The sequence below is a fragment of the Alphaproteobacteria bacterium LSUCC0719 genome, from assembly GCA_040839025.1.
In the GTDB taxonomy this organism is placed as follows: domain Bacteria; phylum Pseudomonadota; class Alphaproteobacteria; order Puniceispirillales; family Puniceispirillaceae; genus UBA8309.
Genome location: JBFPJN010000005.1, coordinates 22,459 through 48,472, shown reverse-complemented (window position 1 = coordinate 48,472; position 26,014 = coordinate 22,459). Strand labels below are relative to the sequence as shown.

Below are 26,014 nucleotides of genomic sequence, written 5' to 3'. Positions count from 1 at the left end.
TGCGGCCACCATTCCTGATTCACCGACAGGCTAGCACGCCAGCTGTCAGTCGAGCAAAATCTGGTAGCTTGCGCGCAGTCTGGCGTCAAGTTCCGGCGACAAATGCTGGGGAACGAAGTCGGCAAGGATCTGCTTTTTACGCTTGACCGCCTCGGCGACAAGATTTGGTTTGCCAAGCTCCTCCCATTCCTTGGGACTGGAACGGTCGCCAAGCGCGGGATAGACATATTCCGTCTGCATCAGCCCAATCGTCTGGTCATGGCCAAGATAATGGCCAGGCCCGCTGATACAGACATCCTTCATCACATCGATGCCAATGGTCTGTTCATTGACCTCGATACCACGGACACACCGCATGCACTGACCAAGCATGTCATTGTCGATGATCAGTGATTCAAGGCAGAAACCAAGCAGCGAGGCGTGCATGCCGGCAGCCTCGTAAACCATGTTCAGGCCGGACAGCCCCGCCATGACAAGGGTGCTGCCCTTTTCATACCCTGACTGCGCATCCGGCATCTTGGAATCGGCCATGCCGGCGGCAGCCCCGCCGGGAAGACGATAATGCTGCAGCATCTGCGAACAGGCCGCCGTCAACAGCCCCTGCTCGCCCGACCCGCCCGACATGGCACCTGTGCGAAGGTCCGAAACAAAGGGCCAGGTGCCGACAATACATGGATGACCCGGCGCCATTGAATTGACATAGATCAGGCCGGCAATGACCTCGGCAAGTGCCTGCGCGACCGCCCCGGCAATGGCGGCCGGCGCCGTGGCACCGGCCTGACCGGCAGACAGCAGCAGCACCGGCATCCCGGCATGAACCGCCTCTTCCATCACCAGACAGGATTCGGTGGCAAACCGCAGCGGCGGCACCACGAAACAATTGCTGTTCGACACAAAGGGTCTGGCCCGCCACCTGTCCTCGCCACCGGCGATGTCATGCAGCATCGAGATCACCGGCGCGACAAAGGGCGCTTCGGTAAAGCTGGTGCCAACATGTTTGGTCGTGCCCTTGACAGCCGCATAGACGGTGTTCAGGTCCAGCGCTGCCGGATCAGTCACATCACGCGCCACCATCGGTCTCTGAAAGAAATGGATGTTGTCCATATTCTCGACAATCCGCGCTGCGTCATAGATATCGGCAAGGTAGGATTCGCGATAGTTGTTTGCCTCGACATCGACAACATGAACCGCCGCGCCGGCAGTGCCGAAATGCACCCGTGAACCGGACAGCAGCATGTCGTGCCGCGGGTCCTGTCCGAACAGGGTTATGTCGCGGGCCGCTTTGGCAAGCATGTCGTCGACAAGTGCGCGCGGAAACCGGACCCGCCCGTCATCACCGGCGATTGCACCAGCCGCGGTCATATAGGCAACCCCGCTGTCAGGCGCCTGGCTGAGCCCGATTTCTTCAAGAATCTGATAGACCGCCTGGTCGATGGCACGGACCGCCTGGTCATCGAGCGGCCGATACTGGCCACCTGTCATGCCCGGCCGGATGGGCCGCAATTCATCTGCCAGCGGTGCGGCACGTTCCATCCGCCTGGCGGCACGGCCACCGGCCCGCCGTGACGACGCTGGAATTGACGTGAAGAGGCGTCTGTTCATCTGGCTCTCTCCTTTTTGGATCTGGCGGGGCGGCCCTAGAGCCTGACCTGAGCCGCCTTGGGGTCATATAGGGGGCGGAAGCTGACCTCTGCCGGGACTATGGTGCCGGCAACATCAATCGTGTATTCGGACTGAAGCTGGGCATCGGCGGATTCGCCATTGCTGGCGCATTTGACGTAGCCAAGACCAATCGCACCACCGAGATGGTGACCGTAATTGCCGCTGGTCAGATGACCGACAATCTCGCCATCGCGAAGGATAGGTTCATTGTGATAGAGCAGTGGCACCGGATCCAGCAGCCGGAACTGCATCAGACGTTGCGACAATCCATCATTGCGTTTTGCCTTCACCGCATCGGCGCCGATCATCGGGCCAAATCTTGTGGCGGGCTTGTCTTCCTTGACGGCAAAGCCCAGCCCGGCCTCGAGAACATGATCCTCGTTCGAGATATCATGCCCGAAATGGCGAAAGGCCTTTTCAATCCGGCAACTGTCAAGCGCGTGAAGCCCGCACAGCCGCAGCGCGTGATCCTCGGCGCGCCGCATCAAGGTATCAAAGACATGGTTTGCCATGTCCGTTGACACATACAGCTCCCACCCGAGTTCACCGACATAGGTGACACGATGCGCCCGCGCCACGCCATGTCCAATCTCGATATCCTGGACGGTACCGAACGGGAAATCCTCATTCAGCAGGCTTTGCGGGATCAGCGGTTGCAGAAACTCGCGAGACTCCGGTCCCATCACGGCCATCACCGATTCCGACACAGTAACATCCATTGCAAAGCAGTGCGCATCATCGGCAATGTGTCCCCTGATCCAATGCAGATCGCGACGCACAGTCGCCGCCGGCGTGACAATCAGGAATTCGTCCGATGAAAGGCGGGTTACAGTGATGTCAGCCTCGATATGGCCGTCCTCGTTCAGGAACTGGGTGTAGACAATCTTGCCAACCGGCACCGCAACATCATTTCCGCACAGCCGTTGCAGCACCGCCTCGGCGTCACGGCCGACAACCCTGATCTTGCCGAAACTCGACAGATCAAACATACCGACATGCGATCTGACCGCGCGGTGTTCATCAGCGCTGTAGTCGAACCAGTTCTGGCGTTTCCAGCTATATTCATATTCCGCCTGCTTGCCGGCATCGCGTTCGGCCTGTGGCAGGAACCAGTTGGCACGCTCCCACCCGCTGACCTCGCCGAAACAGGCGCCGTTCACCTTCAGCCGGTCATGGATGGGAGACTGTCTGACATCCCGCGCCGTCGCGACCTGGCGATAGGGGAAATGATCGGCATAGAGAAGGCCAAGCGTTTCCGAAACCCGGGTGCGAAGATAGGTGCGGTTGGCCTGGAATGGCTGCATCCGGCGGATATCCACATCCCACAGATCCATCGGCGCGTTGCCGCCATCCATCCATTCGGCCAGCACCATGCCGGCACCACCGGCAGACTGGATGCCAACCGAATTGAACCCGGCGGCAACAAAGAAATTCTTCAGTTCAGGCGCTTCGCCGAGAATGTAGCGATCATCGGGGGTAAAGCTTTCCGGACCATTGAAGAAGGTCTGGATGCCGGCTGTCGCCAGCACCGGCAGACGATCCACCGCGCGTTCGAGGATGGGTTCGAAATGGTCGAAATCCTCGGGCAGCGAGTCAAACTCGAAATCTTCGGGAATGCCGTCCATACCCCATGGTTTGGAATTCGGCTCGAAGGCTCCAAGAAGGATCTTGCCGGCATCCTCCTTGTAATAGGCGCATTCATCCGGCACCCGCAATACCGGCAGGTTCGAGGTGAGCCCCTCGATCCCCTCGGTCACGATATAGAAATGTTCACAAGCGTGAAGCGGCACCGCGACACCGGCCTTTTCACCGATCTCACGCGCCCACATGCCGCCGGCATTGACCACATATTCCGCCTCGATCGGCCCCTGGTCGGTCATCACACCGGTAACCCGGCCATCGGCCTTGTGGATGTCGGTGACCTTGACGCCCTGAATGATCTTGACCCCGAAGCCGCGTGCGCCCTTGGCAAGTGCCTGGGTGATATTCACCGGATCGGCCTGACCGTCCTTTGGCAGCCACACCCCGCCAACGGCATCATCGACCTTCAGCCCCGGATAGCGACCGGCGATGTCGGACGGGGTGATCTCGTCAACCTCGACACCGAAGGCCCGCGCCATTGCCGCCGACCGGCGCAGTTCTTCCATCCGCTCGTCGGTCAGGGCCACCGTCATCGACCCGTTGCGCTTGAAACCTGTTGAAACGCCTGTTTCGGCTTCCAGCCCGAAATACAGCTCCTGCGAATATTTCGCCAGTCGGGTCATGTTCTGAGTGGCGCGAAGCTGGGCAATCAGCCCGGCGGCATGCCATGTCGTGCCACAGGTCAACTGCTTGCGCTCGAGAAGCACAACATCGCGCCAGCCAAGCTTGCCAAGATGGTAGGCAATCGAACAGCCGATCACCCCACCCCCGATAATGACGGCACGGGCCTTTGCCGGTACATCCATGAATCTACACCTTCATCCGTGAATTGTCGGGATCATAAAGAACATCGCCTTTGACAAGCATCGCCTTTCGCTCGCGCCCAAGAACATCGACGCTGATCGCACCACCGGCAGCCAGCATGGCGGAGTCAACCACCGCCATCGCGATGGATTTGCCGACACGATGTCCATAACCGGCTGACACGACAAGGCCGGCGGCATTGCCGTCGATCAGCACGGTACTGAGATAGACCGCCTCGCCAAACGGTTCGCCATCACCGGGGTCCTCCAGCGTCAGGGTGACAAAGCCCTGTTTTGCGCCAGCCTGATGCTGGGCCTGAAGGGCGGCCTTGCCAACAAAACTGTCCTTGCCGAGATTGACCCAGCGGCCAAGACCGCTCTCGAACATCGTGTAGTCCGATGTCAGGTCCGACTTCCAGGACCGATACCCCTTTTCAAGCCGCATGGAATCAAGCGCCAGCATGCCGAAATTGCCGATTTCATGCGCGGCGCCGGCACCCCATACAGCGTCATAGAGCGGCTTGATATCGGCCATGTCGCAATGCAGTTCCCAACCGGCCTCGCCGGCAAAGGATACCCGAATGGCCGTCACCCCGATGCCGGCAATGGTCACCCGCCGGTATGTCAGCCACGGGAAATCATCATGGCCCGTCGCCTCGCCCGTCAGGTCGGCCATCAATACCGGTGCCTTTGGCCCGGTCACCAGAAGCGTCGCCATCTGCGCGGTAACATCGCTGATGCTGATCGACCCATCTGCAGGCAGCTGGAAATTCAGCAGGTCGCGGTCATGCCAGTAGGCACCGGCACCGGTCATCATCAGGAATTCGTCCTCGCCAAGGCGCGTCGCTGTCATCTCGGTCAGGATCTTGCCTTTCTCCGATGCGAAATAGACCAGCCCGATCCGGCCAACCTTCGGCAACCCGCCGGTGACAAGACCACGCAGCCAGTCAGCCGCACCGGGCCCCTTGACCATAAATCGTGAAAAGCCGGTCAGTTCCAAAACCCCGACATGTTCGGCAACATGGCGGCATTCGGCACCAACAGCGTCAAACCAGTGCTGGCGGTCATAGCTGTCCGCCATATGGTCCTCTTCACCGTCGCGGGGGAACCAGTCGGCGCGCTCCCAGCCCCCATAGGATCCGAAGGCGGCACCCGCAGCGGCCAGCGTGTCATAGAGCGGAGAGGTCTTTGCCTTGCGGCCGGCCGGCCACTGAATCTGCGGGAAATGCATCGCATATTCATGGCTGTATGTCTCGATCGCCTTGGCCTTGGCATAGTCATGCGTAACGTGATCGGTGAACCGGCGCGGGTCGACTGCCCAGCTGTCGGTCTCGGCTTCACCCTCGATGATGATATCGGACAGCAGCTTGCCGGCCCCACCGGCCTGAACGATGCCGAAGGTAAAGACACAGGCCTCGAACGCATTCGGCACGCCCGGCATCTGACCGATCAGCGGCAACCCGTCCGGCGCATAGGGGATCGGACCATTGACTACACGGGTGATCCCGGCGGTGCCAAGAAGCGGCACGCGGGCGCAGGCATCCTCGATATACCATTCGAGCCGTTCCAGATCGTCGGAATAGAGCTGGAATGAGAAATCCTCGGGCATCGGGTCGGAGGCATCGGTCCAGTGCGCGCGGCATCCCTTCTCGTAGGGACCGAGAAGAAGACCGTCCTTTTCCTGACGAAGATAATATGAGCTGTCCGGGTCACGAAGCAGTGGCAGTTTGGTGTCGCGCTCGGCAAGCTCGGATATGCCCTCGGTCACCAGATACTGGTGCGCCAGCGAAATGCAGGGCACATCACGGCCAAACATCCGGCCAACCTCGTTGGCGCGATAGCCGGCGGCATTGACCACATATTCACAGCGGATCTCGCCCTGCGGGGTTGTCAGCACCCATTCATCATTCTCGCGCCGTGCCCCCGTGACCGGACAGAACCTGATCACCGTCGCGCCCTTGTCGCGGGCACCCTTGGCAAGTGCCTGGGTCAGCTGCGCCGGGTCGATATCGCCGTCAAGCTGGTCCCACTGGCCGCCATGAAGATCATGCGTCTCCAGAAACGGATAGAGGTCCTTCATTTCAGACGGCGACAGTTCCTGGAATTCGACACCCATCTGGCGACCCATACGCTCGACATGGCGGAACTCCTCCATGCGCTGGCGGGAATGCGCCAGACGGATGGCACCGGTGACATGATAATTCATCGGATAATCGACAAGATCACCAAGCTTTCGATACAGGCTGGTCGAATAGGACTGGATTTTCATCATCGTCCATGACCCGACATAATTCGGGCAATTGCCGGCGGCATGCCAGGTCGACCCCGAGGTCAGCTCGTTCTTCTCCAGCAGCACGACATCGTTCCATCCGCGCTCGGCAAGATGATAGAGAACCGAGGCACCAACCGCCCCGCCGCCAATCACCACCACCCGTGCGGTGCTTGGCAGCTTGCCGGTGGCCTTGTGTGCCTGTTCATTCACAGATAGCTCGTCCATCATGCGTCTCGCTTTCTTGCTGACGGGGCGGTCTGGCACCCCGCATCATCCATTTCATCCAATCCATTCAATAAACTGGCCATCCAATAAACCGCCATTCAATATACCGGCGGTGCGATCACCCAGATCAACACCGCAGGCACATCGCCCTCATTGACCCAGGACACGGTCTCGCCGGCAAAGCGGAAACTGTCACCCTTCTCAAGTTTTATGGCTTCACCATCGATGATCAGCGTCAGCGACCCCTCAATGACATAGCCGGCTTCCTCGGTCGGTCGCACGAACGGCTCCGGGCAGCGCGCGCCGGCGGCAAACACCGAATGTACAATTTCAAAGGCACCGCCAAGGTCGGGGGACAACAGGCTTTCGACCAGCCCCTTGCCCTCGTCGCTCATTGTCCGGCGGCTGTCAGCCCGCACCACATAGGCCGCCTCGGGCGTGTCCGGGCTCTGGCTGAAGAAGAAACTGACAGGAAGATCGAACAGCGCCGCCACGCCGCGAATATCGACCAACGCCGGTTCGGATTGCCCCCGCTCGACCTGTGACAGCCAGCCGACAGACCGGTCAAGCCGCGCGGCAAGGTCGCTCAACGTCCAGTTGCGCGACCGGCGAAGCGCCCGGATATCGGCACCTATAGACCCGGTCGAACGTAACGGCGCGCGACCGACTGTCGTTTTATCAAATTGAACAAGCATGCTTTATCCCCACGCTGAAATCGTTGCGTGCATTGAATGAAAAAATCAAACATTTTTTCATTTCCAGCTTTTCAGCAGGAAGGGATCTGCAAAGCGGACACATGCGACGGCGCTCAGCCGCGGGGTGTCTTGTCCGCTTCATCGTCCAACGTGGCCGGATGCGCGAAACTGTCCTCGCCGGTCGCGCCCGTACGCCAGATCAGGGCAATGAACAATCCTTTTGCGCGCGGCAATGTCCAGGCAACGCCGGCAAGCATTGCCGCCGACAGCAGTGCAATGGCCGCCCAGACCGGTATGCTGTCATCGCGGCCAAGCATCACCATCAACGGGGCCAGCACATGCCCGACGACAATCAGCGTTGCCCATGCCGGCCCGTCATCAGCACGGATTTCGGAAAAATCGGTGCCGCATTCGGTGCAGGCTGGCACCCGTGTCAGATAGCCTGTCAAGGTGGCACCCTTGCCACAGTGCGGACAGCGCCGCGCAAGGCCACGCCGGATCGCGGTCATGAAAGGGATATCGACCGATCTGGAATCGGCGCGGTCTGGTTCGACGGGCATTGGCGGCATCCACAATGGCAATTGCGGTTCTGATACCGCTTTTCACCGTCACAGCAAAGCCGTCATTTCGGCACGCCTCCTAATGACGAAGGCTGAGGCCGAGCATGACCAGATTGTTGGACAGCCCGCGCCGGTGGCTCCAGTTCCGGTGATGCGCCGCCGCCGCAAACCCCGAAAGACGCCCGCCGAGCGGCCGCTGATAGACCAGCTGTGTCATGCGGTGCCGGTCACGTGCCGCAAGGTCCAGATCGCGACCGGTCACCCTGTAGGCACCGGCGGCGTCATAGCCTGTCACCGAAGTCTGGTGTATCGCCCCGCCGGTGACCGCCAGCGGTCTGCCATGCTGCAACACCAGCCTGTCACCAGCCACCGCGGCATCGCGAAGCGCGAGATGGACGCTCGACGACCCGGCGCGCAGCACCGTGTCACGTACAAAGGCGTCATGCCGAAAATCCACTCTGGACCGCAGCCGCGCAACATCGGCGCCGATGGACAGCCGCGTTGTCAGGCGACGCGACGCTGCAAGATGCAGATAGGTCGATTCCGTCGACCGTGCCAGCGCATATCCACCCTCCGGCTTGCTGCCGAGGAAGCGCCCGCTTTCGCTGAACCTGCCGAACCGCGCCTCGATGCTGTCGCCTTCACCACCGATACGGCCCGACAGGCCGTAGTCGCGGATGCTGTAGGCCCCGCCGCGGCGGGTCGCGGCCTGAATTTTCGCACGGGCGAAGAAGATTCCAGCCCGCAGACCGTCGGTCAGCCGCCAGTCCGACCGGCTGGCAATCACATCGCGCACCTGCGGGCCCAGCCCGTCCCAGACACGTGGCGCGCGATCCCGCCGCAACAGTGCAGCCGGCGACAGGGCGCTGCCCCGGCGTGCCGAGATGAAGGACAGGTCGGTGCGGTGCCGCGCCGACTGAAAGCTGATCTTCTGGCCGTCGCCGATCTCGCTGTCGGCTGAATGCGAGCGGCGGAGACGCGTCGTCACCTCGCCGGACCGATCAAGCGTCATCACATCCGGCGGTGTGGCGGCGGCCAGCATGCCAGCCAGACGCGGCCCCGGCATCACCCGGTCCAGAAGCGGCGCGCGGAAACGATAGACCCGCCCCAGCGAATCAAAAGCACCAAAATGATGCTCCGCCGAAGGCGCGGAATCGCCGAAGGCGGCGGAAAAGGCGACCCGCGTATCGGCCGTCGGGGCGATGCCGAGCGTGTCGGCCGAGGCGGCACGGGTCGGGCCGATGGGCTGCAGCGCCCGCGCCAGATTGACAAGACCATGACCATAGACCTCGCTTGGCGTCCAGCCGTTGGTGTAGGTCAGGCCCGCACCCGTATCCTCAGTCGAAACACAGGCGGCGATGGCCGCATCACTGGTCGGTTTAACATTGCCGGAGCGACCTCTTTCCCTGAGTTCCGTGGCCGTGCACAGCAACGCTTTCACCGCCTTGCGGGCGGTAAGTTGCGGATCCTTCGACTTCAGAACCGCGAGCGCGCCTGACACGATCGGCGCAGCCATGGATGTGCCGGAAAACGTCCCGTAGCCATCCCGCGCCTTGTTATCGACATCGCCATCGACATTCAGACCGGTTTCATCGCCGTCATCTTCCAGCTCTCCCCGTGCAAAGGTCGAGTTCACATCTGTTCCCGGCGCCGCAAGGCAATAATCCTTGGCGATCCCGCAACCATTGCTCCATTTTGCAATTACCTTCTGCTTTGTCACATTCACCACCGATAACCATCGTCCGCGGAGGACGCTGCTTGTCAGAAAATAGCTGCTCTCAAGTGAAGGAATATTCTCAGGTATCTCTTCATCTTGTCCCAATTTGTCCCGCACAAAGAGGCCCTTGGTTTTCCGGTAAGCAATGGGGTTGTTCGCAGCCTTATTGTCGAAATCGATTGCCTTGTTGTAGATCGGAACCTGTCCTGTCTCGCTGTTCCAACCGTTGTTGCCAGCCGAGAACACAATCACTTTGTCCGACCCTGCCGCCGCTTCCCAAGCCTGACGTGAATTGGCGTGAAAAACGTCAGCATGGCTATACGGATCATCACGCAAAAAATAATTTGGAAGCAGATATCTACGCTGGCTGTTGAAGAATGTGACTTGTTTGGGAGCGCGGTTCCGACTCCAGCTGTTGTTGATCACGAAGGCATTGCCGTTCTGCGCCTTCGTGACGGCTTCGGCAACGCGGCGATTGCTGGCAGCCCAGCCTGGGAGCCTTGGGTCTGATGAACCCCAAGCCTGATATTTTCTCGGCACATAGTAATCACGAAATAATACGATTGGCAGCACCGTTGCTTCCGGCGCGATTCCCACTGTTCCAAAATCGTTGTTTCTTGCCGCAATGATCCCGGTCACATGTGTCGCGTGGGAAATATCGCGCGAAAAATCCACCTCGTAATCCCGCTCCAAATTTCGCTTGTCTTCAAGGGAATAAGATTCGGTGATGTCTTTGCGAGGTTTGGCAATCCGCTCTTTGACAGGCCTAACGTCACCGTGACCATCTCTGACGTTGTGGCCGATCACATGGCCGTTCGCGTCACGTCGAAACGCTTGTGAGATATCCGGGTGATCCACATCGAACTCGCCATCAATAATTGCGACTGTGACACCCTGTCCCTTGAAACCACCCGATCCTCCCGATGAATCCGCATTTACAAGACCAACAGCATATGAGGGGATTTGCGGCCCCTGCTTGTATTGCTGGAGCTGTGCGCCACTTGTTTCCGCGCCACCACCTCCCCCGCCACCGCAGGCGGTAAGGGTGATTGCCATGACCGCCGGCAGGATCGCCATCGCCAACCCTGTCCGACGCTGCGTGCCAGTTGCACGGCTCTGATGTGATTTCCTGTCCATAACGGACAAGAGTCGTTCGTGTCCGGTAAAATTATTCCGGACCAGGCTTCACATTTCCGTGATACCAAGGCCCCGTCACACCAAGGCCCGTGACGACACAAAGGCATGGCCCACACATCCGCCCGCTTGACGTCATGCCGGTCACCGGCGCAAGGTCACGGCATATTCCGGGGAGACGAACCTGCCCTTGCCGGACGGGTCGCATATATATAATGGTCGCAGTAAGGGGCCGAAGGTGAATGTCATGCAGAGTCCCGGACTGACAAAACTGCTGCCGTGGCTGGCGCTGCTGGTGATGGGGGCCGCCTGGGGCCTGTCCTTCTCGCTGGCGCGCATCGTTGTCGCCGCCGGGGGCACGCCCTTTGGCATCACCTTCTGGCAGTCGATTGTCTGTGGCGGGTTGCTGCTGGTCTTCACACTGGCACGACGGCGGCCATTGCCGTTGAGCCGTCGGCATTTCGGGATCTATCTGATTGTTGCGTTGCTTGGTGCCTCGGTGCCAAACAGCCTGTTCTATTTCGCCGCCCCCTATGTCCAGGCCGGCGTGCTGTCGATCACCGTCACCCTGATCCCGATCATCACCTATGCGGTGGCAATGGCCATCGGGTCAGAGACATTGTCCGCCATCCGCGCGACCGGCGTTGTCTGCGGGGCGGTCGCCATTATCATGCTGGTGGCACCGGAAAGCAGCCTTCCGGACCGTGCCGCGATGCCGTGGGTCCTGCTGGCCTGTGTCAGCGCGGTCTGCTACGCGCTGGAAAACATCTATCTGGCACGGCCATCGCTTCAGGATATCGGGCCGGTCAGAACCGCCTGCGGGATGAACCTGTTCGCCGCCATGATCATGCTGCCGGTGGCCCTGCTGACCGACCAGATGTTCCTGCCGACCTTTCCGTTCGGCACCGTGGAATGGGCCGTGATCGGGCTTGGCCTGATCAATGTTGTCGCCTACACCACCTTCATCATGGTGATCGGGCTTGCCGGGTCGGTATTTGCCAGCCAGACAGGCTATGTCGTGACACTTGCCGGGGTCATCTGGGGGATCGTGCTGTTCGGGGAAACGCATTCGCCCTGGGTCTGGGGGTCGGTGGTCATGATGATGCTTGGTCTGGCGCTTGTCACCCCGCGACGCCGCGATGATAAAGACGAAATTGTCGAGGCATCCTAACTGCCCTTGAAATCAGGTTCGCGCTTCTCGTTGAAAGCGGCGACACCCTCGCGCCGGTCGGCGGTGGTCACGGTGCGGTTATAGGCCTCGATTTCAAAGGCCAGCCCGGCGGCAAGCCCCATATCCATTCCTGTGCGGATGGCCTGTTTCGCCTGCCCGACCGCCACCGGCGCGTTGCCGGCAATCACGGTGGCCACTTCCAGCACGACCGACAACAGGTCGTCAGCCGGCACCACCTTGTTGACGAGTCCCCATTCGGCTGCCTCGTCCGCCGAAAATGCTGTACCTGACATGATCAGCTCCTTGGCCCGGCGTTCGCCGACCGCGCGGCCAAGCAGCTGGGTCCCGCCGGCACCGGGAATGATGCCGAGACGCACCTCTGTCTGGGCAAAACGGGCACCGTCGGCCGCGTAAATGAAATCGCATGCCGAGGCCAGCTCGCACCCGCCGCCATAGGCGGCACCATTGACCGCCGCAATCAATGGCAGCGGCATGCCGATGATCGCCCGCGCCATACGTTCATAGATCCGGTGCTGGGCAAACCAGGCGGCATCACTCATGCCGTGGCGTTCCTTCAGATCCCCACCGGCACAGAAAGCCCTGTCGCCGGCACCTGTCAGCACCACAACCCGCACGTCACCGGAATCAAGGTTGAGCGCCTCGAAGAGTGCGGTCAGCTCCTCGGCCATTGCGGTGTTGAAGGCGTTGGCGACATCGGGCCTGTTCAGGGTCACCAGCAGCACCCCCGGCGCCGCGCGTTCGGCAAGCAGCGTTGTATAGGATGGCAGCCCGGGACCGGTGCCCTGTGACAGATTTGTGTTCATCGCCCTCTCTCCACTCAACGCTCTCCACTCTACGCTCTCCAGGCGGCTCATGCCCGCATCCGGTCGTATCTGGCTGCGCGCCATGTCATCAGGCCTGAAATGTCATCAGGCCCGAAATATCATCAGGCCCGAAGCCGCGCCCCCGCCGCGTCAAAGGGCGGTTCGGCCAGCACCGTGGCGGCGTGCGGCTTGCCAAGGATATAGATATCGACCCGGTCGCCGGCTGCCACAATACCCTCACGCGCATAGCCGATGGCAAGCGACTTGCCGACCGTATAGCCATAGGCACCGGAGGTGACGCGGCCCACCGGCGTGCCGTCGGCAAGGAAGATCGGCTCGCCACCATTGGCATCGGCGTCATTGGTCACATCGACCTCGAACATGGTCAGCGTCTCGCGCGGCGGCATGTTGCTGATCCGCAGATAGGCATCCTTGTTCAGGAACTCCTTGTCGAGCTTGATCAGCCCGTGAAGGCCGGCCTCCTGCGGCCAGTATTCCGGCGAATATTCACGCCCCCACGACCCATACCCCTTTTCGATCCGCAGCGCGCCGAGCGCCCGCCCCCCGACAGGACCGCCGCCATGCGCGGCTGCCGCTTCCAAAAGCGCTTCATACAGCACCACCTGGTCGGCAACGGCGCAGTGGAGTTCCCACCCCAGATCGCCGGTAAAGCTCACACGGATGGCAAGACATTCGACACCGGCAACCGAGATCGTGCGCGAGTGCATGAACCGCCACCCTTCAGCCGACAAATCGGCATCTGTCAGCGCCGACAGCATCGCCCGCGATTCCGGACCGGCGACATTGAAGCCGGCGATATGTGACGTCGCCACCTCGAGGCTGGTTCCCTCGGGCATCGGCACCATATCGAAGAACCGGCGGTGATAGCGTTCGGCCATGCCGGACCCGATCATCATATAGCTGTCCTCGCCGGTCTTGGTGATGGTGAAATCACCGGCAATGCCGCCGCGCATGCCGATCAGCGGTGTCAGGCAGGACCGCCCGACCCGGTCCGGAACATGATTGGCGACAAGCGCGTCAAGCCAATGCCGGGCGTCAGGACCGCTGATGATGTAGTTACCAAAATTCGAGATATCGATCACCCCGACATGATCGCGCAGCATCGCCGCCTCGCGGCCGACCGGTGCGAACCAGTTCTGGCGGGTAAAACCGGTTGTCTCTTCGGTGTCCGGTGCGTCGGCAAACCACAGCGGATGTTCCCATCCCGCATTCAGACCGAATACCGCGCCCCTTGCGCGCTGTATGTCGTAGACCGGGCGGGTCCTGGCAGGGCGGCCGGCGCTCCGCTCCTCGTTCGGGAAATGGATCTTGAATCGATGGATATACTGGTCGCGCACGCGGGCCTTGGTGAAGGCGGCATCGGCCCAATCGCCAAAGCGGGCCAGATCCCAGGCGAACATGTCCCATTCCGGTTCGCCCTCGATCATCCATTGCGCCGCCAGCAGACCGAGGCCGCCGGACTGGCTGAAACCGGGGATGATGCCGTTACAGCAGAAATAGTTCCGCAATTCAGGCACCGGCCCGAACAGCGCGTTTGAATCCGGACTCCAGATCATCGGTCCGTTGATGACCCGCTTGACCCCGGCCTCGGCAGCGGCCGGAACACGGTCGATGGCCCGCATCACATTGTCCATGATGCGGTCGAGATCGTCATCGAACAGCTCATGGCCGAAATCGAGCGGCGTGCCGGTCTCGGCCCAGAACTTCATCTTTTCCTCATAGGCGCCGATCAAAAGCCCGTTGCCTTCCTGCCGGAAATAATATTCCCCGTCACGGTCGGCGATTGACGGCAGGCGACGTCCAAGCGCCTCGACCTCCGGAATGGCCTCGGTGACGAAATACTGATGTTCGGTCGGCTGCAACGGCAGGGTCAGGCCAGCCATCGCCGCCACCTCGCGGCCCCACAGACCGGCGGCGTTGACAACCCAGCCGGTATGGATATCCCCCTTTTCGGTGCGGACGATCCAACTGCCATCCGGCTGTGCCTCGGTTCCGATCACAGGGCAGAACCGGTTGATCTCGGCACCGAGCATACGCGCGCCGGCCGCATAGGCATGTGTCACCCCGGACGGGTCGACATTGCCGCCATCCGGTTCAAACATGATGCAGCGCACATCATCGAACTGCGCCAGCGGGTGAAGTTCCAGCGCCCTTTCGCGGCTGATTTCATAAAAGCCAAGGCCATAGAATTTGGCCTTTGCCTCCTGCAGGCGCAGCTGATGCTCGCGCGCCTCGGTCTGGGCGAGATAGAGCGATCCGGGCTGAAAGACACCGCATCCCTGACCGGTCTCGGCTTCCAGCTGCTTGTACAGATTCATCGTGTAATGCTGGATACGGGTGATGTTGTTGTTGTCGTGCAGACCGTGAATGTTCGCCGCCGCATGCCAGGTCGACCCGCTCGTCAGCTCGTCACGTTCCAGCAGCACAACATCCCGCCATCCGAGCTTGGCAAGGTGATAGAGGATGGAACAGCCGACAAGACCGCCCCCGATAACCACCGCCTGCGCATGCGTCCGCATCTTCCGCTATCCCTTCCTGTGCCGCCCGACAGGTCCAAGCTTGCGGCTGAACAGACCCTGCAAATGGCCCAGACACGACAATTGATGCAGGGTTTGCGTCGGCACTGTCGGCTCACCTTCTGAAGATCAGAAGCCGGATGATGCGAAGCACAACACCAACCAGAATCTGGCGAATAAAGGGGTTCTGCATGATGCCGGCCACCCGCGTGCGAAGCCGTGGTGACAGCCTTATGACAAGCACCGCCACCGCAATCGCCAGAAGGCCGAAAATGACAATGCGCAGCATGGTTCGCCTCCACAGGGGCCAAAGGGGGACCGGCACCCCGGTCAATGGTCTCTGGTCGCCAATAGTCTCTAGTCTATGGCCACCATCTTGCCGGGATTCATGATATTGGCAGGGTCGATGGCCCTTTTGATAACACCCATCAGCGCATAGGCGTCGCCATGTTCGGCCTGCATGTATTTTTTCTTGCCGAGGCCGACGCCATGCTCGCCGGTCATTGTTCCTCCAAGCTCGATCGACATCAGGTTCAGTGTTTCGGCAAGATCATGCGCGCGCGCCAGATCGGTCGGCTGATCAGGCCGAATCAGGATCACAAGATGGAAGTTTCCATCCCCGACATGGCCGAGGATCGGTGCCACCAGCCCCGATCTGTCGATCTCCTGCCGGGCCCGGCGGATGGCCTCGGCAAGCCTCGAGACCGGCACACAGCAATCGGTCACGAATCCTTCTGCTCCGGGGACCAGCGCCTTGGCGGCGTAATAGGCTTCGTGACGCGCCTTCCACAATCTGTTGCGGTCTTCGGTATGGGTTGCCCAGACCAGTTCCGCGCCCCCATGTTCGGCCGCGATGGCGGCAAAGGTCTCGACCTGCTCGGCGGTACCCTGAGTGCTGCCGTGGAATTCCAGAAACAGATGCGGTGTTTCGGGCATGTTCATATCCGGATTGTAGAGGTTCATGCCGCGCATCTGAACCTCGTCCAACAGCTCGATCCGCGCCATTGGCAACCCTGCCTGCATGGCATCCATCACCGCTTCAACAGCACCCTCGACATTGTCAAAGGCGCAGGTCGCAGCCCGGATCGATTCCGGCTGGCCAAACAGCCGCACAGTCAGCCGGGTGATGATCCCAAGCGTACCTTCAGAGCCGACAAACAGATGGGTCAGATCATATCCAGCAGCGGATTTACGCGCTCTTGTACCTGTCTCGATGATCTGCCCGTCAGGCAGCACGACCTGAAGCGCCATCACGGTCTCGCGCATGGTTCCATAGCGTACCGCATTGGTGCCCGAGGCACGGGTCGCGGCCATACCGCCGATTGTGGCATCCGCGCCCGGATCAACCGTGAACATCAGGCCGGTATCCCGCAAGGCGGCATTCAGCTGATTGCGGGTCACCCCCGGCTCGACAACAGCCAGAAGATTGCGCTCGTCAATCTCGATGATCCTGTTCATCTGTCCAAGATCGACACTGACACCGCCATGCAGCGGCACGACATGACCTTCCAGCGAGGTGCCGATGCCAAAGGGCACCACCGGGCACCCGGTCCGTGCGCAGGCGGTGATGATGGCGGCCACCTCGTCCACATCCTGGGGAAACACCACCGCATCGGGCAGCGCTGGCGCGGTGTAGGCTTCGTCACGCGAATGCGCTGTTCTCGTCGAGTCACCCGTTGTCAAACGCGTGCCGAGAAGATCGCGAAGCTCGTCAAGCGTGGTGTCATAGGGCATGGCCGGAATCCATCTTCATTGCCGTCCCGCCGCTTCGCACAGCACGCGATGGCGCGAGATCAGCGAATCCCGATCGGCATAGCATCCCTGCAGCCAGCGATGGCCGGTCCCCCCATAGGCCTTGCGGGCATGCAGCACACGGGTGTTGTCAACGACGAAACATTCACCCGGCTCAAGCCGGAAACTGACTTCCATGGCCGGATCGTCGATGATTTCGCCAAGCCGCCTGTAGGCGTCATAATAGGTCTGCATGGCGTCAAAGGGGATGTCCGTCAACGCGGCTGCTGAACGATTGTTGAACCGAATGCCAATCAGTTCACCATCCGGTGCCAGTTCGATCATCGGCCGCCGTGCGGTCAGTCTGGTATCGGTGCCGCCGGCATATTCAAACCGGGCACAATGGTCGGCAAGGACATTGAACCAGGCAATATTTTCATCCCGAAGACGCCGCGCTGCGGCAAAGCCGTCGACAACCATATTGTCACCGCCGGCAGCCGAGCTTTCGAGGCAATAGAGGATCTGGATTGTTGGCACCGGGTCACGATAGGGATTGTCGGTGTGTGCCTGCAGCCCCAGTCCGGTATAGGCAAGATTGGTCGGGTTGATTTCGGTACGAACTTCAAACTGCCGCCCGTAATTGGTTTCCCTCACATAGCCGAACAGATCGACGATTTTCATCAGCGCGCCATCTTCGACCGGACCACCCGACAGATGCGCAAACCCGTATGTCACCAGATCGCCGAGCCAGTCCCGAAGCGCCGCGTCATCCTGTTGGACATCTGCGAGACGTGCTGTCGGCAGTGCCGCGCCAAGCCCGGCATCCCAGCACGCCACCCCATCCGGCAGCCAGCCCCGTTCCGGCGCCGGGCCGGGTCGGTCATAGCGATGTTCCATCAACCAGTTCGGATCATAGGTGATTGGTGCCGGGTCGGAGGAAAACGTCACCTCCAGCCCCGTCCCGGTGACGGTTGCGGCGGTGATCACGATATCACCCGGAATATCGGACAGGGTGATCAGCCGCTGGCCATTGCCCGGCGAGCGCGTCGCCTCGTCCCACGCATTGTCGCGAAGCCAGACAGCATGGAACCTGGCATGGTTGCCGGTACCCTGGTCGGTCAGGGTCAGACAGCGCCCATCATCGCTGAGTGTTGGTTCAAACATGACAGACCTCCTCAAGTCGTTCTGCCTCAAATTGTTCTTTGAAGACGCGCTTGGTGGCGTTCGCGAAGCATGATGATGATACCAGCCGCAACAATAAACAGAATACCCGGGAACAGATCGTCGAACGGGGCCTCGGCAAAAAACAGCCAGCCAAGAACAAAGGATACCGGAATGCCGAAATATTCAAACGGCGAGACGCTGCTCGGATCCACAAGCCGGTAGGCAATGGCCAGGCTGAGAACGCCTGTGCCGCCAAGAACCCCCATGATCACGAACAGGCCGGCATCGCCAAGATTACCTATGGGCACCGGATCGACAAACAGGATCACCACCAGCGTTGCCAGCGCGCATGTGGCTGTCTGCTGTCCGAACTGGATTGCCGCCGAGGGAATTTCCGGTGGATAGAACCTGACAAGAACGCTCGAGGTGGCGTAACAGAAACCGGCGAGGACCGGCAGCAGCATGTAAGGGGAAAAGCCGTCCTGAAAGGGTTGCAGAATGGTGACAACACCGGCAAATCCCAGCATCACCGCACCCCAGCGCCAGATCCCGATATAATGACCAAGAAGCGGCACCGACAGCGCGGTAATGAACATCGGCCCGCTGAAGCCAAGCGCGCTGGCGGTGGCAAATTCGATTTTCGTCAGCGCCGTGTAAAAGCAAAGCTGGGCCATCACCACCGACGAGGACCGCATCAGATTGATCAGATGGAGTCGCGGCCTGTTGAGCAATGGCAACGCCGCAAATTGCCGGCCATGCCACAGCAGGATCAAGGCTGGAATGACACCAAAGAAATTACGAAGCGCGGAAATCTGCATGACCGGATAGCTGCCGCCAAGCATCCGGACAATAATGCCCATCATTTCAAAGGCCAGGATGCCGAACATGATGACACCAATGGCAATAAGCAGGTTACGCGGCATAATTGGCCTCGTCCGGACTGTGGACCGGGCACACTATGACAGCTTCCTTGGCGTCAGTATATCTCGAACAATCCGGCAGCCCCCATGCCGCCGCCAATGCACATCGACACGACACCCAGCTTCGCACCGCGCCGATGCCCCTCGATCAGAAGATGCCCGGCAAGTCTGGCACCTGTCATGCCGTAAGGGTGGCCAACCGCGATCGCCCCGCCGGAGACATTGTATTTCTGCGGATCAATGCCAAGCCTGTCCCGGCAATAGAGTACCTGCGAGGCAAAGGCCTCGTTCAGTTCCCACAGATGAATATCGTCAACAGCAAGCCCGTGCGCGGCAAGAAGCTTCGGCACGGCAAAGACAGGACCAATCCCCATCTCTTCGGGATCGCACCCCGCCACGGCAACACCGCGCAGCGCGCCAAGCGGCCTCAGGCCGCGCCGCTGCGCCTCGTCCGCGCCCATGACCACCATGGCTGATGCGCCGTCCGACAACTGGGATGCGTTGCCGGCGGTGATGAATTGCCCGGCGGCAATCTGCTGGCCATCCTTGAACACCGGCTGCAGCGCCTGCAAACCGTCAAATGTTGTCGATGGCCTGACACCTTCATCAGCATCCAGCGTCACCTGCTGGTCGCTGATCTCCCCGGTCTCGCGGTCCTTGACCTTCATCACCGTGGCGAGAGGCACGATTTCGGCGTCAAAGCGTCCTTCTGCCTGCGCGGCGGCAGTGCGGCGATGCGATTCAACGGCATATTCATCCTGCAGCTGACGCGAGACACCATACCGTGCGGCGACGATCTCGGCGGTTTCAAGCATGGTCATATAGATGTCCGGACGGTTGGCATCGATCCAGGGATCGACAAGCCGGTCGATGTTCATCTTTGGCGTCTGCACCAGCGAGATCGATTCCACCCCGCCGGCAACCCCTATCTCGATCTCGCGATGCCGCACCTGATTGGCAATGATCGACAGCGCCATCAACCCGGATGAACATTGCCTGTCCACAGTCATACCGGGAACCGAGGTTGGCAGCCCGGCCCTGATCAGGGCCTGCCGCGCGACATTCATATGTGTTGATCCCTGCTGCAGAGCCGCGCCAAGGACAACATCCTCAATTTCAGCCGTCGCCACGCCGGCGCGCTCGATGGCATGCGAAATGGCGTGCGCGGCCAGCGTCTGGGCCTGGGTATTATTGAAGGCCCCGCGATAGGCCTTGCCGATCGGGGACCGGGCGGTAGACACAATAACGGCATCACGCATGGCAACGTCTCCGGTGGACTGCTGTATCGGCCAAGCCTAGAGACACCCGCCGCCGGATGCAAACCACTGATGACAGATGATCACAAACGATGACAGGGGCAGGACTGCAAGAAGATGCACAGCCTGCGCGCCGCCGGCATCGAGGCGGGAGAGCGTTACAGCGTGGTGGGCTGCGAGGACGGGCAGGTGATCCTCGCCGACATGGACGGCCGGCAATACAGCTTCGATCCTGGCGGCGGCACTGCGCCATAGCCACATCGACGACCTCCCTCGCCTGCCGATGCGACCACCTGTTGAGTTCCATCATCCAGACCAGCACCCTGTCTTCCGTCTCCCTGCCTTTGATACTGGTACGGCCCCAATGTCGGATGGCATGGCAGGCCGGGCAGAGCGCGCAATCACACCCTTCAGGGTGCTGTGGTATCGTTCATCGTCATAGTCTCAGGCCTTATCGGCCTCGACTGGCCATCTGGGACCCCTGCCACCACATACGCAGCAGCGGTGACCAGCCTGTTGATAGGCGGTCTTTCGCACGACATCCCAATCCTGTTTGCGGAGCACTGCGCGCAGATTCTTGCCCCAAAGCGACTGCGGGACCATCCAGGGGCGTATGACAGGGCCCTCGAGATCCGGTCTAAAGCGCCGTGGCACAAAGGGGTGAAGAAGATCGTATTGTTCCGTACGCAGACCCTCAATGGTGCATGTCCAGACGCCAAGCTCCGCGTTCCACCTTGCGCCGGCTTCGCGTACAATCCCGGCGCTTTCCTTCGGAACGCAGAGGAGGATGGTGCGCCTGTCATCAATATTCAAGACAAACCCTCGCGGTCCGTTCCGCGACGATCATCACGATCGGCACCCCCGCCCTGCGTTTCCCGACAGATTTCGACCGCACGCGCATCAGCTGCTTCGAACAGTGAACTATCGGTGTCGTCTGTTGAGTGTTCGCGTTTTGCGAGCGCGCACAGAAGGAAAACGCCTTCCGCCATTCGAATCTGTGTTTCCTCTGTCAGCACCACCGTCGGTACCGGCTGTGCCAACGCATCTTCCCTGATAACGGAAAGCACGGCATCGAGAACGAAATGTGACTTCGGCTTGCCGGCATTGGATGCTGCTTCCTCGATCAATTTCATCTCTTCATCGGTGCATCTGAAAGTCAGTTTTTGATGGGTTTCGGTCACTGGCTATCTCCTCATTCTGCTAGGCAGAATTGTCGTCGCCGGACCTCAGATTCACAGAATGTCGCCGTCTGCTCCCGTCCGACAGTGTATGTTTGGTTAACTTTCTGATTTTAATGAAACAAGTATCTCGTCCGACGCCGTCGGACAGTCGGACGGGCAGCCTGCTGCGTTAGGTGTACTGAATTTGGCGGCGACTGCCGGACCATCAGGCACATGTTCGCTGTTGATCCAGCGCGGCGATATCTGCCATCCGGCCATGCGGTGGAAGCCATCGCACGGCGCGTGAGTGCGGCGTGGCGGATACAAGACCCTCCTCACGTCCCTTGTGCCGTCGGTGCAGGTTCAATCAGACCCTGTCAGCCCTATCATGAAGTCATAGAGCCCGGCGCCCTTCTGATCCACGGCGTCCTTGATGGCCAGATGAATGCTGTTAGGGTGCTGGCGATCCAGCATCACCATTTTCTGACCTTCCGAGAAATTCGCCGCTGCCAGTTTTACCGGGATGTCTTTCAGGATCAGCTTCAGCCGTGCGATATTGGAATCAAACCATTCCTGTTCAAGATCCTCCTCACCTGCCGGAAAAATATAACGGTGATCCGTTAGCTGCTTGATATGCAGGACCCGTTCGGCGATTTCCTGAAGCTTTGAATAGCCTCCAATGATGTTCACCGCATCCCGCACATCGCGGTTGACGCCAGCGCCATCGGTACGTGGCATCGGCTGCGGCGGCCGGGCGTAGAATGGCTGCTCCGGCGGGGGTGCCGGCACATTACGGGTCTGGTCACAGGCGACCACATGCGGGACCGCTCTAAACGGGCCTGAATCCTGAAGCATGGTGGCGGAGATTTTCTGGCGCGTGGTCGGGTTGGCAATGCCTGCTGCAACAAGCCGGTCCTCCGCCTGCGGCAGCCCATCCGGCCTGTCCGGTGCCGCCACATAGTCTTCCTGCCTCTCAAGGCCAAGCTGATCCAGTGCCTTTTGGACAAGCATAGGATTGGCACTTGCCGGCACCCGGCCGTGACGACCCACCAGATAGTCGGCGATGCCGGGATAGAGGCTGTGATATTTGTCACGCCCTTCAAGTCTATGCCACAGCGACAGGGCCGCCTGGCCAGTGGTATTGGCGGCATAGGGCGTGACCTGGGTCGGCTGTCCCAGATCCTTCAGAATCTCTGCCTGCATCCGGTAGATCGCGATCTGGATCCGGTCCCAGTTGGCATGGCTGGCAGCCGTCCCGAGAAGCCGTCCAAGGTTATCGACCAGCCCTGGAATCGATTTCAGCGTTGCCGATGCGCCGCCCGGGGTGCGCGCCGCATACATTGCGTCGACAAGCTCTGTGTTGTAAGAGGATTCAAACTCGCGATAGCGGAAGCGCAGCCCGTAAAGCGAGAACATGCTGGCCTTGATGGCGTCGATGTCCAGTTTGGGCGTTTGCGAGCTTATCCGTTCATCCGGGTAGTTCCTGATAAGGTCCACCATCTTGTTCATGCTTGGCTGCGCCGTCGATCCGGCCAGCGCCGGATGCTGCACATCCATGGTGATGTCCTTGTCCTGCTCGATGGCGGCCAGCGTCGCCGCCATATAGCAGGCGGGCGCCTCGCCATAGGTCGAATGCGCGTGGATGGTCACATCCTGATCCGGAAAACGCCGATAGAGGGCGGAGACAAGCTCATAGACGAAATAGGGGTTCAGCCTTCCGCTGGCCGATTTCAGATAGAACCCCGAATGACCAAGCACCACCAGCTCGTCGGCGAACGCAAGGCATCTGGCGACGGTGACGTTGGGGTTGTCCTCGATACAGATGGTTCCCTGCGCGATGATGTCATGACCGGCGGCCTGCGCCTCGGCAACGGCCCTCGCCACACCGGCCAGACAGCGCGCGTCGTTCAGCCCATGGAAATTCTGCAGGACATTCATCCCCATGGCCGCATATTCGAAGACCAGCGCCCGGATTACGTCATAGGGCTGCGGTTCATAGCCGAAGAGGAAATCACCGCGGATCAGGGTCGACTGCCGGACGCCGAGATTCCTGAAATGGGAGATCAGCTTTTCAACTTCATCCCATTCATTGCGCCGCTTCTTGGCGAACAAATCAAAGAAGGTCCCGCCGCCCGTCTGGATGGCATGCGTGCCAGTCAGATGCGCTGTGGGATAGGAATCGATAATTTCCTGCGCGTCCGGGTTTGTGCCAAACAGCGACTGCACGGCGTCACGCAACACATCCTGAAATTTGATTTTTGACATGGCGTATGTTTAGCCTGTCGCGCCGGATGATGCCAATGCGTTTGGTCCTCTTACATAATCACATGTCAGCGAGTGCTCTGGAGCAAAGCGCAGACAATCCCCGGCACTTGGCAGCGAAACACAATCAGACCAGCGCCTCGTCAGCATAGACGCAGCAACGGTTCTCAGGGAATTTCAGCCATGCCTTGTCACCCGGCACCGCCACCTCACGCTTTACCTTCACCTTGATGGCGTTCTGGCCAGCATGCGCCGATACCAACTGGTAGTTTCCGAAATCATCAACGCGCTGGATATCAACCTGAATAGCGTTTTTTGTCTTCTTGGTTGCCAGCTCGATAAATTCAGAGCGTATCCCTAGCTTTATATTGTCCGTGCCAGTCTTGCTGAGATCGGTCTCGGTGGCAAATTCCACATCACCGACTGCCACAATATTTTTCCCTGTCACCCGGGCTTCGAACATGTTCATCGCCGGCGCGCCGATGAAATAGCCGACAAATGTTGTACTTGGGCGTTCAAACAGCTCCTTTGGCTTGCCGATCTGCACCACACGCCCGCGATCCATCACCACAATATCCTCGGCAAAGGTCATTGCCTCATTCTGGTCATGCGTCACATAGATCAGGGTCGATTTATAGAATTCATTGATTTCCTTCAGCTTTCGACGTAGCCGGAATTTCAGGTCAGGGTCGATCACGGTCAGCGGCTCATCCATCAGGATGGCCGCGACATCATCACGGACAAGGCCGCGCCCGAGCGAGATCAGCTGTTTCTGGTCGGCCGTCAGGCTTTTCGCGCGGCGGTCAAGAAGTCCCTCCAGCCCAAGAATCTCGGCAACCTCCTTCACCTTCTTCGCAATTGCCTCCTTCGGCGCGTCGCGACAGACCAGTGGGAAGCCCAGATTCTGTCCCACTGTCATGGTGTTGTAGATCACCGGGAACTGAAACACCTGGGCGATGTTGCGCTCCGCCGTCTTTATTTCGGTCACATCGGTGTCGTCGAAGGTCAGGCGCCCTTCTGAAGGCGTCACGATCCCTGACATGATATTGAGCATCGTTGTCTTGCCGCAACCGGACGGGCCGAGGACCGCATAGCGCCCACCATCGCGCCAGGTCAGATTGCATTTTTCCAGCGCATAAATCGGGTCAACGGCATCCGGGTCATAGCTGTGGGCAATGCCGCGAAGGTCGATACGTGCCATCAGAAGCCTCCTGGAAAAGGTGAAGAAATCAACGCACCATCCTGGCCGAAGGCATAGAGCCGGGATCCATCCAGCTGCAGGTTCACGGAATCACCTGCATCGAAATTCTGCACCATGTCCAGAAGACCGACGATGGTATGCCCGCCGCTCTGCACATGAAGGAATGTCTCGGAGCCGCTGATCTCCGCAAGCTCAACCGTAAAGGGCAGACCCTTTGCATCAAGCGACACGTCACTTGCCCGAATGCCGAAGATATAGGTGCCAGGGGGCAGGGATTTGAAATGCGCCGGGATGGGCAGCTTGATGTCACCACTGATGGCAATCTTGCCGTCATCGATGGCACCGGGGAGAAGATTCATCGCCGGATCATTCGAAATCTCGGCCACACGGGTGGTTGCCGGGTTCTCAAAAATCTCGTGCGCCGGCCCCTGTTGCAAGACCCTGCCCTCATCCAGAACGATGATATCACCGCCAAGTTGCATGGCTTCCAGAGGGTCGGTGCTGGAATAGATCAGAATCGAGTTTGAGGATACCTGGTCGGAAAAGATGTTGCGGAATTCTTCACGAAGCTGCTCACGAAGCTTGTAGTCGAGATTGACCAGCGGTTCATCCAGCAACAGGATTCCAGCCTGTTTCGCCAACGAACGGGCAAGCGCCACACGTTGCTGCTGCCCACCTGACAAGGCCTGAATCTTCCGTCCCTCGAAGCCGGTGAGACCAACGCTTTCCAGGGAATCCATAACCCGGCCCCTGATCACACCTTCATCCATCTTTCGCTGGCGCAGCGGAAAGGCGACATTGTCGAAGACTGTCAGATGCGGATAGTTGATGAACTGCTGGTAGACCATCGCAATGTTGCGTTCCCAAACCGGCACCTTGCCGAGATCCTTGTCATCGAACATCATGCGGCCGCCTTCCGGCGTGACCAGCCCGGCGATCGTTTTCAGGAGAGTCGTCTTGCCGGACAGGGTCCTGCCAAGAATGGTGTAGAGTTCACCCTTTTGCATGCCGAATGACACATCATTCAGGTGAAACTCGTCATCTGGCCTGTAGGTCAGACCTTTCGCGATCAGATCCAT

Annotated in this window: 19 protein-coding genes; 2 read left to right on the top strand and 17 right to left on the bottom strand. The window is 59.9% G+C overall.

Going from position 1 to position 26,014, the window contains the following annotated elements; all coding sequences use genetic code 11:
* Positions 1 to 45 precede the first annotated feature (45 nt).
* From AB3X55_10110 to AB3X55_10085, 6 genes are all read right to left on the bottom strand, one after another.
* Complete coding sequence (locus tag AB3X55_10110; GenBank protein ID MEX0503936.1) at positions 46 to 1,602, bottom strand: trimethylamine methyltransferase family protein; 1,557 nt, start codon at positions 1,600 to 1,602, stop codon at positions 46 to 48.
* 35 nt (positions 1,603 to 1,637) lie between these two features.
* Positions 1,638 to 4,109, bottom strand: a complete 2,472-nt coding sequence (locus tag AB3X55_10105) for an FAD-dependent oxidoreductase (protein MEX0503935.1) — start codon at positions 4,107 to 4,109, stop codon at positions 1,638 to 1,640.
* Between the two features lie 4 nt (positions 4,110 to 4,113).
* Positions 4,114 to 6,603, bottom strand: coding sequence for an FAD-dependent oxidoreductase (locus AB3X55_10100; protein ID MEX0503934.1), 2,490 nt, complete (start codon positions 6,601 to 6,603; stop codon positions 4,114 to 4,116).
* Positions 6,604 to 6,701: 98 nt separating this feature from the next.
* Positions 6,702 to 7,298: a helix-turn-helix domain-containing protein gene (locus AB3X55_10095; protein ID MEX0503933.1), complete on the bottom strand. Its 597-nt coding sequence runs from the start codon at positions 7,296 to 7,298 to the stop codon at positions 6,702 to 6,704.
* Between the two features lie 113 nt (positions 7,299 to 7,411).
* The gene (locus tag AB3X55_10090; protein ID MEX0503932.1) at positions 7,412 to 7,858 is read right to left on the bottom strand and encodes a DUF983 domain-containing protein; all 447 of its coding nucleotides are present in this window, start codon (positions 7,856 to 7,858) and stop codon (positions 7,412 to 7,414) included.
* 79 nt (positions 7,859 to 7,937) lie between these two features.
* Entirely contained in the window at positions 7,938 to 10,652 is a 2,715-nt protein-coding gene (locus AB3X55_10085; protein ID MEX0503931.1) for a S8 family peptidase, read from the bottom strand.
* 304 nt (positions 10,653 to 10,956) lie between these two features.
* On the opposite strand from AB3X55_10085, the gene AB3X55_10080 reads away from it, so the two are divergent.
* Positions 10,957 to 11,880, top strand: coding sequence for a DMT family transporter (locus AB3X55_10080; protein ID MEX0503930.1), 924 nt, complete (start codon positions 10,957 to 10,959; stop codon positions 11,878 to 11,880).
* Here the strand turns inward: AB3X55_10080 and AB3X55_10075 are convergent.
* The 7 genes from AB3X55_10075 to AB3X55_10045 form a co-directional block, all read right to left on the bottom strand.
* Positions 11,877 to 12,704, bottom strand: coding sequence for an enoyl-CoA hydratase/isomerase family protein (locus AB3X55_10075; protein MEX0503929.1), 828 nt, complete (start codon positions 12,702 to 12,704; stop codon positions 11,877 to 11,879). The genes AB3X55_10080 and AB3X55_10075 overlap by 4 nt on opposite strands.
* A 122-nt stretch (positions 12,705 to 12,826) precedes the next feature.
* Positions 12,827 to 15,244 (bottom strand): FAD-dependent oxidoreductase, encoded by a 2,418-nt coding sequence (locus AB3X55_10070; protein MEX0503928.1) that lies wholly within the window; start codon positions 15,242 to 15,244, stop codon positions 12,827 to 12,829.
* Between the two features lie 112 nt (positions 15,245 to 15,356).
* Positions 15,357 to 15,530, bottom strand: coding sequence for a hypothetical protein (locus AB3X55_10065; GenBank protein MEX0503927.1), 174 nt, complete (start codon positions 15,528 to 15,530; stop codon positions 15,357 to 15,359).
* 68 nt (positions 15,531 to 15,598) lie between these two features.
* The gene (locus AB3X55_10060; protein MEX0503926.1) at positions 15,599 to 16,975 is read right to left on the bottom strand and encodes an FAD-binding oxidoreductase; all 1,377 of its coding nucleotides are present in this window, start codon (positions 16,973 to 16,975) and stop codon (positions 15,599 to 15,601) included.
* 15 nt (positions 16,976 to 16,990) lie between these two features.
* The gene (locus AB3X55_10055) at positions 16,991 to 18,136 is read right to left on the bottom strand and encodes a TauD/TfdA family dioxygenase (GenBank protein ID MEX0503925.1); all 1,146 of its coding nucleotides are present in this window, start codon (positions 18,134 to 18,136) and stop codon (positions 16,991 to 16,993) included.
* A gap of 26 nt (positions 18,137 to 18,162) precedes the next feature.
* Positions 18,163 to 19,059, bottom strand: a complete 897-nt coding sequence (locus AB3X55_10050) for a DMT family transporter (GenBank protein ID MEX0503924.1) — start codon at positions 19,057 to 19,059, stop codon at positions 18,163 to 18,165.
* 53 nt (positions 19,060 to 19,112) lie between these two features.
* Positions 19,113 to 20,315, bottom strand: coding sequence for an acetyl-CoA C-acyltransferase (locus AB3X55_10045; protein ID MEX0503923.1), 1,203 nt, complete (start codon positions 20,313 to 20,315; stop codon positions 19,113 to 19,115).
* A 114-nt stretch (positions 20,316 to 20,429) separates the two neighbouring features.
* Here AB3X55_10045 and AB3X55_10040 point away from each other — a divergent pair, with 114 nt between their 5' ends.
* Entirely contained in the window at positions 20,430 to 20,567 is a 138-nt protein-coding gene (locus AB3X55_10040; GenBank protein MEX0503922.1) for a hypothetical protein, read from the top strand.
* 554 nt (positions 20,568 to 21,121) lie between these two features.
* On the opposite strand, the gene AB3X55_10035 is transcribed toward AB3X55_10040, so the two are convergent.
* From AB3X55_10035 to AB3X55_10020, 4 genes are all read right to left on the bottom strand, one after another.
* Positions 21,122 to 21,445 carry a hypothetical protein gene (locus AB3X55_10035; GenBank protein MEX0503921.1) on the bottom strand — a complete coding sequence of 108 codons (324 nt, stop codon included), beginning with the start codon at positions 21,443 to 21,445 and terminating at the stop codon, positions 21,122 to 21,124.
* A 390-nt stretch (positions 21,446 to 21,835) separates the two neighbouring features.
* Entirely contained in the window at positions 21,836 to 23,737 is a 1,902-nt protein-coding gene (locus tag AB3X55_10030; GenBank protein ID MEX0503920.1) for a hypothetical protein, read from the bottom strand.
* Between the two features lie 124 nt (positions 23,738 to 23,861).
* Positions 23,862 to 24,935, bottom strand: a complete 1,074-nt coding sequence (locus tag AB3X55_10025; protein ID MEX0503919.1) for an ABC transporter ATP-binding protein — start codon at positions 24,933 to 24,935, stop codon at positions 23,862 to 23,864.
* The gene (locus AB3X55_10020) at positions 24,935 to 26,014 is read right to left on the bottom strand and encodes an ABC transporter ATP-binding protein (GenBank protein ID MEX0503918.1); all 1,080 of its coding nucleotides are present in this window, start codon (positions 26,012 to 26,014) and stop codon (positions 24,935 to 24,937) included. The genes AB3X55_10025 and AB3X55_10020 overlap by 1 nt, the downstream gene beginning before the upstream one ends.